Source organism: Pseudomonas sp. GW822-FHT02E03, from assembly GCF_058802325.1.
In genome coordinates this window covers 51,075-65,741 of the sequence record NZ_JBXAOA010000021.1, presented here as the reverse complement: position 1 = coordinate 65,741, position 14,667 = coordinate 51,075, and the positions used below count along the sequence as shown (strand labels likewise).

Sequence of the window (14,667 nt, the reverse complement as noted above, 5' to 3'; positions counted from 1 at the left end):
TTGCTCGCGAAAGCGGTGTGTCAGTCAACGATGATGTTGAAGCTGATGACCCCTTCGCGAGCAAGCCCGCTCCCACAGGTGTTGTGTTTGTCCAGGTTTAGCGGACCACGCCTTCTTCGATCAGCAACTTGAGAATGGCGTCTGCGCCCGCCTGCGCGGTTACGCCCTTGAGCACCTGCCCCCCTCCGCCACTGGCCTTGGCTGTCGCGGCTTTCATGCGGTCTGCACCGCTCTTGGCCTTGATCACTTTCAAGCGTTTTGGCCGTGGTTTAGCCGGTTGCAGCGTGGCCACCGCCAGCAGTTCGTCGTCGATCACTTCGACTTCATCCGCCTGCAATACCCCGCGCCGCGCCGGACCGTAGGCACTCTGCCGAGGCTTGGGCGCTGCGTTATCCACAGTCGCCAGAAACGGCAGGCGTACTTTCAGCCGACGACGCTGCCCGCGAGGCAAGGCCTGCAGTACCAGCGCCGAACCACCGTCGATGGATTCAACCTGCGCCAAACCCACCACCAGCGGCCAGCCGAGGCTTTCGGCCAGCAGGAACGGCAACATGCCCGAGCCTTCGCCGGTTTCCGCCTGGCTGCCGGTCAGCACCACCTGAGCCCCGGCATCGCGAAGATAAGCGGTCAGCGCTGGCAGCGCATCGGCGCCTTCCGGTTGCTCCAGCACATGCAACTGTTCCAGGCCCATGCCCAGATAAGCGCGCAGCGCAGGCTCCGCGACGTCACCGGCATGCAGCACTTGCAGGTTATCCCCAGCCAGTTGCAGGCCCAGTTCAACTGCTCGTGCATCCTGCTCGGCGCGGCGTGGCCGGCCGGAGGTCGGGTGGGCGCCGATGGACACCAGGCTGATGATTTTCGTGCTCATAACCCTTTCCTTCCCTTAAGCCGCATCGCGCTTGGCTTCAGTGCGGTAAGCATCTACCGCATCGATCAAGGCTTGAAGAATCTCGGCGCTCTCACCGATCACCGACAGGTCGGCCCGTTTGATCATGTCGCAACCCGGATCGAGGTTGATCGCCACCACCTTGTCGCAGGCACCGATGCCTTGCAGGTGCTGGATCGCCCCGGAAATCCCCACCGCCACGTAAACCCGTGCCGTGACCCAAGTGCCGGACGCACCGACCTGACGGTCGCGCGCCATGAAGCCATCGTCCACCGCCACGCGCGATGCACCTTCGGTCGCGCCCAACGCCTCGGCCGTCCTGTGGAAAAGTCCCCAGTCCTTGACCCCGTTACCGCCAGAGAAGATGAACTCGGCTTCGGCCATCGGAATCGCCGCCGGGTCCACCGCCACCGCGCCCAGATCTTCGATCCGCGACAGGCTGCGGGCGACTGCTGTGGATAACTCCACTGGCAGGGCTTCGTGACGGGTTTCGCTGACCGGTTCGGCGCATTCGGCAGCCGCCAGAATCAAGCGGGCGACCGGACGTGCAAGGTCCTGCAAACCAGCACCGGCGCGGCCGATGCACTCCTGATCCTTGACCTGCCAGACCCGCGTGGCCGGGCGTTCGCCCAGTGCCGCGGCAAAGCGTCGACCGAGTTCGCCGCCACCGCTGCGGCTGTCCGGCAGCAACCAGTGACGAGGGTTGAACTGGTTATCCACAGCCCGCAGGCCCTGGACGCGTTGCTCCGGTGCATAACCGCTGAATTCGTCGCCTTCCAGTACCAGCAAGCGGTCAACGCCCGCCGTGGCGAAGGCGTTTTCCTTGTGCTCGCCGAAGACTACGGCCAGTACCGCGCCGTCCTTGCCGGCCAACTGATGAGCCAGGCCGAGCAAGTCGCGGTCGTGGCTGCTCAGGCGACCGCCGACCATGTCCGGCACCACGCTGATGTAGAACGCGGGAGCAGCGACTTGATGCAACGGCAATTGCACTTCAACCGCGGCCGAGCGTTTGGTCGCCCCGCCCTGTTGAGCGCCGCTGCGGTCGATCCGCTTGATACCGTTGGGGCCGATAAAACCGATCCCGTGAGGGTTCTTGCGGATGACACCGTTAGGCCCCATCCAGCTGTGTTGCGCCGGTTGCATGGCCGCGTGCAACGGGTGCAGACGGTTGCGGGCGATCCATTCAGCGCGGGGGTCGCGGCGGATAATGTCGCTCATCAATGCACCTCCGCAGGTTCACGTTTGGCCGGTGCCGAAGGCTTTCCCGGCGCGGCATCTTCGAGCAAGGCGTCGGCCACCAGTTCGGCGATGTCCTTGATTAGTGGACGTGGTTCCACCACGCCTTCGAGCATCGCAGTGCACTGTGGGCAACCCACGGCCACCAGTTCGGCGCCGGTTTCGCGGATGTCTTCCATGCGCATGTCAGGGATCCGTTGCTTGCCCGGAATGTCGGTGATCGGTGCACCGCCACCGCCGCCGCAGCAGCGTGAACGGAAACCGGAGCGTTGCATTTCCTTGATCTCGATGCCCAGGGCGCGCAGTACTTCACGCGGCGCCTCGTACTCGCCGTTGTAGCGGCCGAGGTAGCACGGGTCGTGATAGGTCACGCTGCTGCCTTTGTGCTGGCCGAGGTTCAGTGCGCCTTCGCCAATGATCTCTGCCATGTAGGTGCTGTGGTGCTGCACGAGGTAGTTGCCGTCGAAGGCGCCGTACTCGTTTTTCAGCACATGGAAGCTGTGCGGGTCGCAGGTGACGATGCGGTTGAAGCTGTACTTGGCCAGGGTCTGAATGTTGCGCTTGGCCAACAGCTGGAATGTCGCTTCGTCGCCCAGGCGTCGTGCCACGTCACCACTGTCACGCTCTTCAAGCCCCAGCACCGCAAAGTCGACCTTGGCCGCTTTCAGCACTTTGACGAAGGCACGCAGGGTGCGCTGGTTGCGCATGTCGAAGGCACCGTCACCGACCCAGAACAGCACGTCGGTGGATTTCTTCTCGCTGAGCAGGTTCAGGTTCAAATCCGCCGCCCAGTTCATCCGCCCGCCTGGCGCGAAACCGCCCGGGTTGTCGGTGGCGATCAGGTTTTCCAGGACTTCGGCGCCCTTGTTCGGGGTCGCGCCTTTTTCCAGGGTCAGATGCCGGCGCATGTCGACGATGGCGTCGACGTGCTCGATCATCATCGGGCATTCCTCGACGCAGGCGCGGCAAGTGGTGCAAGACCACAGGGTTTCAGCGTCCACCAGACCGTTGACGATTGGTTGATGCGGATTGCCACCGTGTTCGCCAATGGCTTTGCCCGGATAAGGCCTGCCAGCGAATTTGGCATCGGTGCCACCGGCCAGGCCAACGACCATGTCCTGAATCAGCTTTTTCGGGTTCAGTGGCTGGCCAGCGGCGAACGCCGGGCACGCCGCTTCGCATTTACCGCACTGCACGCAGGCGTCGAAGCCGAGCAGTTGGTTCCAGGTGAAATCCTTGGGTTTTTCCACACCGAGCGGCGCGTTCGGGTCATTCAAATCCAGCGGTTTCAACCCGGTGGAACGACCGCCACCAAAACGTTCGGCGCGACGGTGCCAGGCCAGGTGCAGGGCACCGGCGAAGGCGTGCTTCATTGGCCCGCCCCAGGTCATGCCGAAGAACAGTTCGCTAACGCCCCAGAGCACGCCGACGCCGAGGATCGCAGCGACCACCCAGCCACCGAAGTTTTCCGGAAGGATGCCGGCGACCGGCAGGGTCAGCAGGAAGAACGATGCCGAGAACGCCATCAGGCTTTTCGGCAGGCGCATCCACGGGCCTTTGGACAAGCGGGCCGGTGGGTTGCGACGGCGCAGGAACATAAAGATCGCGCCGACAAACATCACCGCCGACATCAGCAGCAATGCATAACCGAGGATGCGGTTATGCAGGCCAAAACCATGCACCAGAATCGCCAGCACAATGGACGCCACTGCACCACCGGCCGTGGCAACGTGGGTGTTGGCGATGTATTTGTCCCGCGCGACGACGTGGTGCAAATCGACCATGTAGCGTTTGGGCATGGCGAACAGACCGCCGATCAGGTCGACTTTCGACGCCCGGCCCTGACGCCACATAGCCACCCGCCGCAACGCGCCCAGGACAGCCAGGCCCAAGGCAGCGAACAACAGGATTGGAAGAAGGGTGTTCAACATGTGGAGCTCCCACGGGACTCATTGATCGTTCCCACGCTCTGCGTGGGAATGCCTCACCGGACGCTCTGCGTCCGCTTTTGAATGTGACGCGGAGCGTCACGGGCTGCATTCCCACGCAGAGCGTGGGAACGATCAGCTCACCGGCTTAGAAATCCTTGCACAACCGCAACGCGTCATAGATCGCCGCGTGGGTGTTGCGCTGGGCCACGCAGTCGCCGATACGGAACAGCAAGTAGCCGTCGCCTGCCTGGCTCAACGAAGGCTGCGGTTTGATCGCGAACAAAGCTTCGATGTCCATCTGGCCTTTGTTGCGCGAGCCTTCCTTCAGCGCGTAGTAGATTTCTTCGTCCGGACGCACGCCGTTTTCAACGACCACCTGGTCCACCACCCGCTCCTCTTTGGCGCCGGTGTATTCGTTTTCCAGCACCGCCACCAGCTTGTCGCCTTCGCGGTAGACCTTCTCCAGCATCATGTCGCCGGTCATGATCACTTCTTTCGGGTACATGCTGCGGTAGTAAGTCGGGAACGACGTACCGCCGATGGCCACGCCCGGTTTGATGTCGTCGGTGACGATCTCGACCTGGCTGCCCTTGTCGGCGAGGAAGTCGGCGGTGGACATCCCGGTGAACTCGCAAATGGTGTCGTAGACCAGCACGTTCTTGCCCGGCGCAACCTTGCCGTCGAGAATGTCCCAGCTGCTGACCACCAGGCCTTCAGCGGCGCCCCAATGTTCGTTCTGCTCAAGGAACGGATGACCGCCGACAGCGAGTACCACCACGTCTGGACGCAGGTCGAGAATGGTCGCCGCATCCGCCGCCACGCCCAGGCGCAGGTCGACTTTCAACCTCGCTAGCTCAAGCTGGAACCAGCGGGTGATACCGGCGATCTGGTCCCGTTGTGGAGCTTTCGACGCGGTAGTGATCTGCCCGCCGATGAATTCTTTCTTCTCGAACAGGGTCACGTCGTGACCACGTTCGGCCGACACGCGAGCCGCTTCCATCCCGGCAGGACCGGCACCGACCACCACGACTTTGCGCTTCACGCCGGTCGATTTCTCGATGATGTGCGGCACGCCCATGTATTCACGGGAGGTTGCGGCGTTCTGGATGCACAAGACGTCCAGGCCCTGGTACTGACGGTCGATGCAGTAGTTGGCGCCGACGCATTGTTTGATCTGGTCGACCTGGCCCATCTTGATCTTGGCGATCAAATGCGGGTCGGCGATGTGGGCGCGGGTCATGCCGACCATGTCGACGTAGCCGCCTTCCAGAATACGGGTCGCCTGGTTCGGGTCCTTGATGTTCTGCGCGTGCAAAACCGGAGCCTTCACCACTTCTTTGATACCGGCGGCCAAGTGCAGGAATGGCTCCGGTGGATAACTCATGTTCGGGATAACGTTGGCCAGGGTGTTGTGGGTGTCGCAACCCGAGCCCACGACGCCGATGAAGTCGATCATGCCGGTGTCGTCGTAGTACTTGGCGATCTGCTTCATGTCTTCGTGGGACAAGCCATCCGGGTGGAACTCGTCACCGCACAGACGAATGCCGACGCAGAAGTCCGGACCGACTTCCTTGCGCACAGCCTTGATCACTTCCAGGCCGAAACGCATGCGGTTTTCGAAACTGCCGCCCCATTCGTCGGTACGCTTGTTGACCCGCGGGCTCCAGAACTGGTCGATCATGTGCTGGTGCACGGCAGACAGTTCGACGCCGTCCAGGCCACCGGCCTTGGCCCGCGCGGCTGCGCTTGCGTAGTTGCCGATCACCCGCCAGATTTCTTCCGGTTCGATGGTTTTGCAGGTCGCGCGGTGCACCGGTTCACGGATGCCCGACGGCGACAGCAGGGTTGGCCAATGCTCGCCGTCCCAGCGCGAGCGTCGGCCCATGTGGGTAATCTGGATCATGATCTTGGCGCCATGCTTGTGCATGGCATCGGCCAGGTTCTGGAAGTGCGGAATGATCCGGTCGTCGGCCAGGTTGACCGACTTCCACCAGCCTTGCGGGCTGTCGATGGCCACGCTGGAGGAACCGCCGCAAATCGCCAGGCCGATCCCGCCCTTGGCTTTCTCTTCGTAATACTTGACGTACCGGTCGGTGGTCATGCCGCCGTCGGTGGCGTAGACCTCCGCGTGCGCGGTGCTGAGCACGCGGTTGCGGATGGTCAGTTTGCCGATTTGAATCGGTTGAAACATTGCTTCGAAAGCCATGGCGGGTTCCTCGACTTACAACGGCTTGACGGTGAACAAACCGTCGTCGTGGCCTTCTTCGGAGCCACCGTAAACCTGTTCTGCAACGGTGCGGATCGAGCTGCCACGGGCCTGAAGAATCTGGTCCATGGCGCCGGCGAACCAGCCAGTGAACATGTAGTCGACCTTGCGCCCGACCTTGCCGTACACGTAGACAAATGCGGAGTGTTCGAGCTTGACGCTGGCGGTGCCTTTGTCGAGGTCGATGTCCTGGATCTTGAACAGGCCCCAGCCGCGTTGCGACAGACGCTTCATGTAGTGCTCGAACACTGCAACGCCTTCCAGGCCGTGGCATTCAGCTTCTTTTTCACACCAGTGCCAGGCGGACTTGTAGCCGGCCTTGTAGAGGATTTCGGCGTAAGCGTCGGCGCCCAGCACTTCCTCGATGCCCATGTGGTTGTTGACGAAGAAGTGACGCGGTACGTACAGCATCGGCAGGGCGTCGGAGGTCCAGACACCGGTTTCGCTGTCGACTTCGATTGGCAATTGCGGGGCGATCTTGGCCATGGAAACTTAACTCCAGAAAATTCGTTGTGTTGCCCCCGGCACGGACGGCCGGGGGAAAGGATTCAGAAATGCGGTGGCTTATTCGCCCCAGACGTCCTTGAGGACATTCACCCAGTTCTCGCCCATGATCTTGCGCACCACACGCTCGGAATGGCCGCGTTTGAGCAGGGTCTCGGTCAGGTTCGGGAACTCGCCCACGGTGCGGATGCCCAGCGGGTTGATGATCTTGCCGAAGCTGGTCAGACGGCGGGCGTAGCCCTTGTCATGGGTCAGGTATTCGAAGAAATCCTGGCCATGGCCCTGGGTGAAGTCGGTGCCGATGCCGATGGCGTCTTCGCCGACGATGTTCATGGTGTATTCGATGGCTTCGGCGTAATCGTCGATGGTCGAATCGATGCCCTTGGCCAGGAACGGCGCGAACATGGTCACACCGACGAAACCGCCGTGGTCGGCAATGAACTTCAGTTCTTCATCGGACTTGTTGCGCGGGTGCACTTTCAGACCCGACGGCAGGCAATGGGAGTAGCAAACCGGCTTCTTGGATTCGAGGATGACTTCTTCGGAGGTCTTCGAACCGACGTGGGACAGGTCGCACATGACGCCGACACGGTTCATTTCAGCGACGATTTCACGACCGAAACCCGACAGGCCGCCGTCGCGCTCGTAGCAACCGGTACCGACCAGATTCTGGGTGTTGTAGCACATCTGCACGATACCGACGCCGAGCTGCTTGAAGACCTCGACATAGCCGATCTGGTCTTCAAACGCGTGAGCATTCTGGAAGCCAAAGAGGATGCCGGTCTTGCCCTGCTCCTTGGCCTTGCGGATATCGGCAGTGGTGCGCACCGGAATCACCAGGTCGCTGTTCTCGCGGATCAGCTTCTGGCTGGCGGCGATGTTGTTGACAGTGGCCTGGAAGCCCTCCCACACCGACACGGTGCAGTTGGCCGCGGTCAGACCGCCCTTGCGCATGTCTTCAAACAGCTCGCGGTTCCACTTGGCAATAATCAGCCCGTCGATAACGATGCTGTCGGCGTGCAATTCGGCTGGGCTCATCAGGCTGTCCCCTATTAGCGATTCATGCGCCGAATCGTGTGCCGGCGCTTTGGGGCCAGCATATGCCTCGGTGCGGGGGTAGCCGGGTGCAAAAACGACAGGGGGTTTGCCGAAAGCGTCAATCCGCGACAAAGGGTCGTCGACAGGCGTCATTGCCTACCTATCCAACGCCGCCCGCTTGGGCCAGAATTCGCCGCACTGGATGTTTTACTGAATGCATGACTGGATTAAGGGGCGGCGGCGCAATGAAATCGATCTTCCTGGCTTTGGCACTGATGGCGACTGGCGTACAAGCAGCTGAAGAGGCCGACGACAACCCCTGCGACGCCGTCGAAAACGAAATCCAGACCCTGGAATGCTCGGCCTACAGCAGAACCACCGCCGAACAGCTGCTGAATGAAAACTACAAAAGTCTGAGCGAGCGCATGCAGACGCTCTACGGCAAGAACCAGGCGCAACTGACCGACATCACCGCCAAAATCAAAACCGCGCAACAGCAATGGCTGAAAACCCGCGACGCGGACTGTGCAGTGGAAGCGTTCCCGGCGACGAGCGGTAGCAAAGCGTTCACCATTGCGCAGAATGATTGCGTGGCGCGCATGAGTGACGAGCGGTCGGAGTTTTTGGAGTCGATTGGGCAGGAGTGATCCTGAATCGTCCGTCGAAAGCTGGTAGCCCTACCAGCTTTTACCTTCAATCAAGACCTTTCCCACACCGAGCAAACCTACAACTCCCGCTGGGTAAGGGTTAAAGCAGCTATTTTCGAGCAACATCCCGACAAATTTCGTTTGTTGGCCACCTGAAAAATATAAGTAAAGACTCGCAAAATCTTATAAAAGACTTATATTCTCCATGAACAGCATTCACTGGACTCGAAAGGCCGTTAAGCAGCTCTGAAATTGCATTCCGTTCATCAGATCCAGGTTCGTGATGCCATCACGGCGCTAGCTGGCATGCCTGATGTAGGCAACGTCAAAGCACTGGTCGGTCATGACTACGCCTATCGACTGCGAGTCGGTAGTTATCGGGTTATGTTCGACTGGGATGGCGCGATCAAAGTGGTCAGTATTCAAGAGGTCAAAAAACGCGATGAACGCACCTACTGAGATTCAAATCATCAACGACGCGGAGGGAAAACCGGCGTTCGTGGTCATTCCCTACGCGCAGTATGTGGCGCAGAAGATCGAGCCCGATCTGATCCCCCACGAAGTGGTCAGTCGCATCGTCGATGGCGCGACACCCATTCGCGCCTGGCGCGAACACCTGAACCTTACGCAGGATGAAGTTGCCAAGCGCATGGGCATTTCCCAACCGGCTTTCGCCCAGCAAGAAACGGTCGCCAAGCCCCGCAAGGCAACCCGTGAAAAAATTGCCGCAGCTTTTGGCATCAACGCCAACCAACTAGAGTTGTAAGCTGAACGCCAGCATCAGGAAAAGGGGTTGAAATGAAAATCTGCGGCATCGAAATCAAAGGCAGCGAAGCGATCATCGCCGTGGCCTCCCTCGACGGTCAGGCGCTCAGTCACGTCGCCCTCGCCACCAGGAAAATCGCCCTCGACGAGGACGACGAAGCCGCCAACGTCAAAGTCTTCGCCGCTCAGGTGGCGTCGTTCGTTCGTGAGAACTCTATCGACCGGATCGCGATCAAGAAGCGCAGCAAGAAAGGCGAGTTCGCCGGTGGGCCGACTACATTCAAGATTGAGGGGATTTTCCAGCTGCTGGAAAATTGCGAAGTGACGCTGCTGTCGCCGCAGACCATCAATGCGCAGAACAAGAAGTTCGATTTTGCACTGCCGGAGACGCTGAACAAGTATCAGCATGAGGCTTACAAAGCAGCGTGCTCGGCGCTGATGAAGAAGTAACATTTTCTCTCATCAACACAGATCATTGTGGGAGCGGGCTTGCCCGCGATGGCGGCGTGTCAGTCAACATCAACATTGAATGTGCCGGCCTCATCGCGGGCAAGCCCGCTCCCACAGGTTTCTCGGTGTCGTCAGAATTACGCTTGGGCCGTACGTCGGTCTTCACGCGGGCAGCGCTCGAATCTCGCCCGATAACTGCGGGTGAAATACGAGGGCGATTCAAACCCGCACGCGATGCTCACTTCCAACACACTCATGTTCGTCTGACGCAGCAACTGCCGCGCCTTCTCCAGCCTTAACCGCAGGTAGAAATTGCTCGGAGTGTCGTTCAGATGCAGGCGAAACAACCGCTCTAACTGACGCCGGGTCACTTTGATCGATTCCGCCAGCTCCAGGGTACTCAGCGGCGGTTCGCTGTGCTGCTCCATCTCCCCGATCACCTGCACCAGTTTCTTGTTGCTGATGCCATACCGCGTGGCAACTTCCATGCGCTGGTGGTCTTTGCGCGGGCGAATGCGCCCGAGTACGAATTGTTCGCTGACCTGGATCGCCAGTTCCGGGCCGTGGGCCTGGCCGATGAGGTCGAGCATCAGGTCGATGGAAGCCGTGCCGCCGGCAGAGCTGATGCGCCGACGGTCGATCTCGAACAGCTCCTGGGTGACGCTGAGCTTTGGATAAGACTCCTTGAAGGCGTCGATGGCTTCCCAGTGCAGGGTCAGTCGGTGGCCGTCGAGCAGGCCGGCTTCGGCGAGAACGAAGCTGCCAGTGTCGATGGCGCCGAGGGTCACGCCTTCGTTGTCCAAACGGCGCAACCAGTGCTCCAGTGCCGGGCTGGAAAACTTCAGCGGCTCGAAACCGGCGACCACTAGCAAGGTCGCACCTTTCTTCAAAGGTTCCAGCGCCGCATCGGCGTTGACCGACATGCCGTTACTGGCCAAAACCGCCCCGCCATCAGCGCTCAACACATGCCAGCGATACAGCTCGCCGCGAAAGCGATTGGCGACCCGCAGCGGCTCGATGGCCGAGATAAAACCGATCGCCGAGAAACCCGGCATCAACAAGAAGTAGAAATCCTGGGACATGGAGCGCACTCGCTTAGCAGGTAAAAAGAGGCCAGGTAACGAGAGGGCGGTTAGCGTGTTGACGTTGATACGCCACTTGCAACGAGCATTCAAGGGCTCAGGTCGCTGCAGTGCAAGAGCTGGTCGCCGCAGTGCGTTTTTACGGGGGCTTTGCTGCGTAACTTGGCATCACCGGCACACAAAGATGACCGGACCCACAATAACGACCTGCCGAGGAACCCGACATGAAACGACTGATCAGCAGCTGTGTTCTTGCACTCAGCGGTACCGCTTTCTTGAGCGCCAGCGTCATGGCGGCCGAACCCGCGTCGTGCCAGAACGTGCGCATGGGCGTAGTGAACTGGACCGACGTGATCGCCACCAGCGCCATGACCCAGGTGTTGCTCGATGGCCTCGGCTACAACACCAAACAGACCAGCGCCTCCCAGCAAATCATCTTCGCCGGCATTCGCGACCAGCGCCTGGACGTGTTCCTCGGTTACTGGAACCCGCTGATGACCCAGACCATCACCCCGTTCGTCGATGCCAAACAGGTCAAAGTGCTTGAAGCGCCAAGCCTCAAGGATGCTCGCGCCACCCTCGCCGTGCCGACTTACCTCGCCGACAAAGGCCTGAAAACCTTCGCCGACATCGCCAAATTCGAAAAAGAACTGGGCGGCAAGATTTACGGCATCGAGCCTGGCTCGGGTGCCAACACCCAGATCAAGGCGATGATCACCAAGAATCAATTTGGCCTGGGCAAGTTCCAGCTGGTCGAGTCCAGCGAAGCCGGCATGCTTGCGGCGGTGGATCGCGCCGTGCGGCGCAAGGAAGCTGTGGTGTTCTTCGGCTGGGCCCCGCACCCGATGAACGTCAACGTGCAAATGACCTACCTCACCGGCAGCGAAGACGCCCTCGGCCCGAACGAAGGCATGGCCACCGTCTGGACGGTCACCGCGCCGAAATACGCCGAGCAATGCCCGAACATTGGTCGTTTGCTGAGCAACCTGACCTACACCGCCGAAGACGAGAGCCGGATGATGCAGCCATTGCTGGATCACAAGGACGCTTTCGAATCGGCCAAGCAATGGCTGAAAGATCACCCGCAAGACAAGCAACGCTGGCTCGAAGGCGTGACCACCTTCGACGGCAAACCGGCTGCTGAAAACCTCAAGCTGACCAGCAAATAACCCTGATTTGAACCACCGATTCGCAGCCCGACAGGGCTGCGAACCTGACTAATCACGCCTGCAAGGAACCACCCAATGAACCACGACGTCATCATCACCTGCGCACTCACCGGTGCTGGCGACACGACCGCCAGAAGCCCACACGTGCCGGTCACCCCGAAACAAATCGCCGCGGCCGCCGTGGAAGCCGCCAAGGCTGGCGCCACCGTGGTCCACTGCCACGTTCGCGACCCGCAAACCGGCCAGTTCAGCCGTGACGTGGCGCTGTACCGCGAAGTGATGGAGCGCATCCGCGAGGCCGACGTCGACATCATCGTCAACCTCACTGCCGGCATGGGCGGTGACCTGGAAATCGGCGCGGGCGAGAACCCTATGGAGTTCGGCCCGAACACCGACCTGGTCGGCCCGCTGACCCGTCTGGCCCACGTCGAAGAACTGCTGCCGGAAATCTGCACGCTCGATTGCGGCACCCTGAACTTTGGTGACGGCGACACCATTTACGTGTCCACCCCGGCGCAGCTGCGTGCTGGCGCCAAACGCATTCAAGAGCTGGGCGTGAAGGCCGAGCTGGAAATCTTCGACACCGGTCACCTGTGGTTCGCCAAACAGATGATCAAGGAAGGCCTGCTGGATAACCCGTTGTTCCAGCTGTGCCTGGGTATCCCGTGGGGCGCGCCGGCCGACACCACCACCATGAAAGCCATGGTCGACAACCTGCCGGCCGACGCGGTCTGGGCCGGGTTTGGCATCGGTCGCATGCAGATGCCGATGGCGGCGCAAGCGGTGTTGCTGGGTGGCAACGTGCGGGTCGGTCTGGAAGACAACCTGTGGCTGGACAAGGGCGTATTGGCGACCAACGGCCAATTGGTCGAACGCGCCAGCGAAATCCTCAGCCGCCTCGGCACCCGTGTTCTGACGCCGGCTGAAGGCCGGGCAAAAATGGGCCTGACCAAGCGCGGTTAACCCGAACCTACACCTTACCTGTGGGAGCGGGCTTGCTCGCGAAGAGGCCATCACATCCGACATCTCTGTCGACTGACACTCCGCTTTCGCGAGCAAGCCCGCTCCCACAAGGGATCACCGAACTCTTTAGGACGTCGCCATGAGCTTTATCACTGATATCAAAACCTTCGCCGCTCTGGGCAGCGGTGTCATCGGCAGCGGCTGGGTGTCCCGCGCCCTCGCCCACGGCCTCGACGTAGTGGCCTGGGATCCGGCGCCCGGTGCCGAAGCGGCCCTGCGCAAGCGCGTCGCCAATGCTTGGGGCGCGCTGGAGAAGCAAGGCCTGGCACCCGGCGCGTCGCAAGATCGTCTGCGCTTTGTCGCCACTATCGAAGAATGCGTTCGCGACGCAGATTTCATCCAGGAAAGCGCTCCAGAACGACTGGAGCTGAAACTGGAATTGCACAGCAAAATCAGCGCGGCGGCCAAGCCCAATGCCTTGATCGGCTCCAGCACTTCGGGACTGTTGCCAAGCGAGTTTTACGAGAGTTCGACACACCCGGAACGCTGCGTGGTCGGGCATCCGTTCAACCCGGTTTACCTGCTGCCGTTGGTGGAAGTGGTCGGTGGCAAAAATACCGCGCCGCAAGCGGTTCAAGCGGCAATGAAAGTCTATGAATCCTTGGGCATGCGCCCGCTGCATGTGCGCAAGGAAGTACCCGGTTTTATCGCCGACCGTTTGCTCGAAGCGCTGTGGCGTGAGGCGTTGCATCTGGTTAACGACGGTGTGGCGACCACCGGTGAAATCGACGATGCGATTCGTTTTGGCGCGGGCCTGCGCTGGTCGTTCATGGGTACTTTCCTGACTTACACCCTGGCGGGCGGCGACGCCGGCATGCGGCACTTCATGGCGCAATTCGGGCCGGCGTTGCAGTTGCCCTGGACCTATCTGCCGGCACCGGAGCTGACCGACAAATTGATTGATGACGTGGTGGATGGCACCAGCGAGCAGTTGGGCAAGCACAGCATCTCGGCGCTGGAGCGCTATCGTGATGATTGCTTGCTGGCAGTGCTGGAGGCGGTGAAGACCACCAAAGAGAAGCATGGAATGGCGTTTAGCGAGTAACCCCTTGTACTGATCGTTCCCACGCTCTGCGTGGGAATGAATCCTGTGACGCTCTGCGTCACGTCGTCTGGACGCAGAGCGTCCCGGGCGGCATTCCCACGCAGAGCGTGGGAACGATCATCCACCTGCCGGAACCCCAATCATGCCCACCCTCACCACCTACCAAACCAAAATCATCCCCGATTGGGTCGACTACAACGGCCACCTGCGCGATGCCTTCTATCTGCTGATTTTCAGCTACGCCACCGACGCGCTGATGGATCGGCTGGGCATGGACAGCAACAACCGCGAAGCCAGCGGCAACTCGCTGTTCACCCTCGAGCTGCACCTCAACTACCTGCACGAAGTGAAGCTCGATGCCGATGTCGAAGTGCACACCCAGATCATCGGCCATGACCGCAAGCGCCTGCACCTCTACCACAGCCTGCATCTGGTGGGCGGTGACAAGGAGCTGGCGGGCAATGAACAAATGCTGCTGCACGTAGACCTCGCCGGGCCGCGATCCGCACCGTTCAGCGAAGAAACCTTGAACAAGTTGCAAGCCATTGTCGCCGAGCAAGCCGACCTGCCCGCCCCCGCCTTCATCGGCCGAGTGATCGCTTTACCGCCCGAAAAATAGCAAGGA

Annotated in this window: 14 protein-coding genes and 1 pseudogene; 8 read left to right on the top strand and 7 right to left on the bottom strand. The window is 60.6% G+C overall.

Annotated elements, in window-relative coordinates:
• Positions 1-97: 97 nt before the first annotated feature.
• From etfB to AC1RQB_RS17145, 6 genes are all read right to left on the bottom strand, one after another.
• Positions 98-868 (bottom strand): electron transfer flavoprotein subunit beta, encoded by a 771-nt coding sequence (gene etfB / locus AC1RQB_RS17170; RefSeq protein ID WP_008072487.1) that lies wholly within the window; start codon positions 866-868, stop codon positions 98-100.
• Positions 869-883: 15 nt separating this feature from the next.
• The gene (gene etfA / locus AC1RQB_RS17165) at positions 884-2,104 is read right to left on the bottom strand and encodes an electron transfer flavoprotein subunit alpha (RefSeq protein WP_063342307.1); all 1,221 of its coding nucleotides are present in this window, start codon (positions 2,102-2,104) and stop codon (positions 884-886) included.
• The gene (gene dgcB, locus AC1RQB_RS17160; RefSeq protein WP_063342306.1) at positions 2,104-4,053 is read right to left on the bottom strand and encodes a dimethylglycine demethylation protein DgcB; all 1,950 of its coding nucleotides are present in this window, start codon (positions 4,051-4,053) and stop codon (positions 2,104-2,106) included. The genes etfA and dgcB overlap by 1 nt, the downstream gene beginning before the upstream one ends.
• Positions 4,054-4,198: 145 nt before the next feature.
• Entirely contained in the window at positions 4,199-6,259 is a 2,061-nt protein-coding gene (gene dgcA, locus AC1RQB_RS17155; protein ID WP_008008115.1) for a dimethylglycine demethylation protein DgcA, read from the bottom strand.
• Positions 6,260-6,274: 15 nt separating this feature from the next.
• Complete coding sequence (locus AC1RQB_RS17150; RefSeq protein WP_007907543.1) at positions 6,275-6,805, bottom strand: DUF5943 domain-containing protein; 531 nt, start codon at positions 6,803-6,805, stop codon at positions 6,275-6,277.
• Positions 6,806-6,883: 78 nt separating this feature from the next.
• Complete coding sequence (locus AC1RQB_RS17145; RefSeq protein ID WP_007907542.1) at positions 6,884-7,861, bottom strand: dipeptidase; 978 nt, start codon at positions 7,859-7,861, stop codon at positions 6,884-6,886.
• 245 nt (positions 7,862-8,106) lie between these two features.
• Here AC1RQB_RS17145 and AC1RQB_RS17140 point away from each other — a divergent pair, with 245 nt between their 5' ends.
• The 4 genes and pseudogenes from AC1RQB_RS17140 (at position 8,107) to AC1RQB_RS17125 (ending at position 9,723) form a co-directional block, all read left to right on the top strand.
• Positions 8,107-8,508: a lysozyme inhibitor LprI family protein gene (locus AC1RQB_RS17140; protein ID WP_063342305.1), complete on the top strand. Its 402-nt coding sequence runs from the start codon at positions 8,107-8,109 to the stop codon at positions 8,506-8,508.
• A 205-nt stretch (positions 8,509-8,713) separates the two neighbouring features.
• A pseudogene (locus AC1RQB_RS17135) lies at positions 8,714-8,967 on the top strand (type II toxin-antitoxin system RelE family toxin).
• A complete protein-coding gene (locus AC1RQB_RS17130) occupies positions 8,951-9,274 on the top strand; it encodes a helix-turn-helix domain-containing protein (protein WP_063342304.1) in 324 nt (107 codons plus the stop codon). The pseudogene AC1RQB_RS17135 and the gene AC1RQB_RS17130 overlap by 17 nt, the downstream one beginning before the upstream one ends.
• A gap of 32 nt (positions 9,275-9,306) precedes the next feature.
• The gene (locus AC1RQB_RS17125) at positions 9,307-9,723 is read left to right on the top strand and encodes a DUF3010 family protein (protein WP_008008110.1); all 417 of its coding nucleotides are present in this window, start codon (positions 9,307-9,309) and stop codon (positions 9,721-9,723) included.
• Between the two features lie 137 nt (positions 9,724-9,860).
• Here the strand turns inward: AC1RQB_RS17125 and AC1RQB_RS17120 are convergent, their stop codons facing one another.
• Positions 9,861-10,805 (bottom strand): GlxA family transcriptional regulator, encoded by a 945-nt coding sequence (locus AC1RQB_RS17120; RefSeq protein ID WP_063342303.1) that lies wholly within the window; start codon positions 10,803-10,805, stop codon positions 9,861-9,863.
• A gap of 224 nt (positions 10,806-11,029) precedes the next feature.
• Here AC1RQB_RS17120 and AC1RQB_RS17115 point away from each other — a divergent pair, with 224 nt between their 5' ends.
• The 4 genes from AC1RQB_RS17115 to AC1RQB_RS17100 all read left to right on the top strand — a co-directional run bounded on the left by AC1RQB_RS17115 (position 11,030) and on the right by AC1RQB_RS17100 (position 14,661).
• Positions 11,030-11,974 (top strand): choline ABC transporter substrate-binding protein, encoded by a 945-nt coding sequence (locus AC1RQB_RS17115; RefSeq protein WP_008008108.1) that lies wholly within the window; start codon positions 11,030-11,032, stop codon positions 11,972-11,974.
• 75 nt (positions 11,975-12,049) lie between these two features.
• On the top strand, positions 12,050-12,937 hold the full coding sequence (gene cdhC / locus AC1RQB_RS17110) for a 3-dehydrocarnitine:acetyl-CoA trimethylamine transferase CdhC (protein ID WP_063342302.1): 888 nt from the start codon (positions 12,050-12,052) through the stop codon (positions 12,935-12,937).
• A 139-nt stretch (positions 12,938-13,076) separates the two neighbouring features.
• Positions 13,077-14,042 carry an L-carnitine dehydrogenase gene (locus AC1RQB_RS17105; protein WP_063342301.1) on the top strand — a complete coding sequence of 322 codons (966 nt, stop codon included), beginning with the start codon at positions 13,077-13,079 and terminating at the stop codon, positions 14,040-14,042.
• 142 nt (positions 14,043-14,184) lie between these two features.
• Complete coding sequence (locus AC1RQB_RS17100) at positions 14,185-14,661, top strand: thioesterase family protein (protein WP_008072524.1); 477 nt, start codon at positions 14,185-14,187, stop codon at positions 14,659-14,661.
• Positions 14,662-14,667 lie beyond the last annotated feature (6 nt).

What these genes read in the sequence shown, in the direction of transcription:
- AC1RQB_RS17100 (WP_008072524.1), top strand. Translation starts at nt 14,185, where the DNA reads ATGCCCACCCTCACCACCTACCAAACCAAAATCATCCCCGATTGGGTC.
- AC1RQB_RS17115 (WP_008008108.1), top strand. Translation starts at nt 11,030, where the DNA reads ATGAAACGACTGATCAGCAGCTGTGTTCTTGCACTCAGCGGTACCGCT.
- AC1RQB_RS17145 (WP_007907542.1), bottom strand. Translation starts at nt 7,861, where the DNA reads ATGAGCCCAGCCGAATTGCACGCCGACAGCATCGTTATCGACGGGCTG.
- AC1RQB_RS17150 (WP_007907543.1), bottom strand. Translation starts at nt 6,805, where the DNA reads ATGGCCAAGATCGCCCCGCAATTGCCAATCGAAGTCGACAGCGAAACC.
- AC1RQB_RS17120 (WP_063342303.1), bottom strand. Translation starts at nt 10,805, where the DNA reads ATGTCCCAGGATTTCTACTTCTTGTTGATGCCGGGTTTCTCGGCGATC.
- etfB (WP_008072487.1), bottom strand. Translation starts at nt 868, where the DNA reads ATGAGCACGAAAATCATCAGCCTGGTGTCCATCGGCGCCCACCCGACC.
- dgcB (WP_063342306.1), bottom strand. Translation starts at nt 4,053, where the DNA reads ATGTTGAACACCCTTCTTCCAATCCTGTTGTTCGCTGCCTTGGGCCTG.
- dgcA (WP_008008115.1), bottom strand. Translation starts at nt 6,259, where the DNA reads ATGGCTTTCGAAGCAATGTTTCAACCGATTCAAATCGGCAAACTGACC.
- AC1RQB_RS17105 (WP_063342301.1), top strand. Translation starts at nt 13,077, where the DNA reads ATGAGCTTTATCACTGATATCAAAACCTTCGCCGCTCTGGGCAGCGGT.
- AC1RQB_RS17125 (WP_008008110.1), top strand. Translation starts at nt 9,307, where the DNA reads ATGAAAATCTGCGGCATCGAAATCAAAGGCAGCGAAGCGATCATCGCC.
- AC1RQB_RS17140 (WP_063342305.1), top strand. Translation starts at nt 8,107, where the DNA reads ATGAAATCGATCTTCCTGGCTTTGGCACTGATGGCGACTGGCGTACAA.
- etfA (WP_063342307.1), bottom strand. Translation starts at nt 2,104, where the DNA reads ATGAGCGACATTATCCGCCGCGACCCCCGCGCTGAATGGATCGCCCGC.
- cdhC (WP_063342302.1), top strand. Translation starts at nt 12,050, where the DNA reads ATGAACCACGACGTCATCATCACCTGCGCACTCACCGGTGCTGGCGAC.
- AC1RQB_RS17130 (WP_063342304.1), top strand. Translation starts at nt 8,951, where the DNA reads ATGAACGCACCTACTGAGATTCAAATCATCAACGACGCGGAGGGAAAA.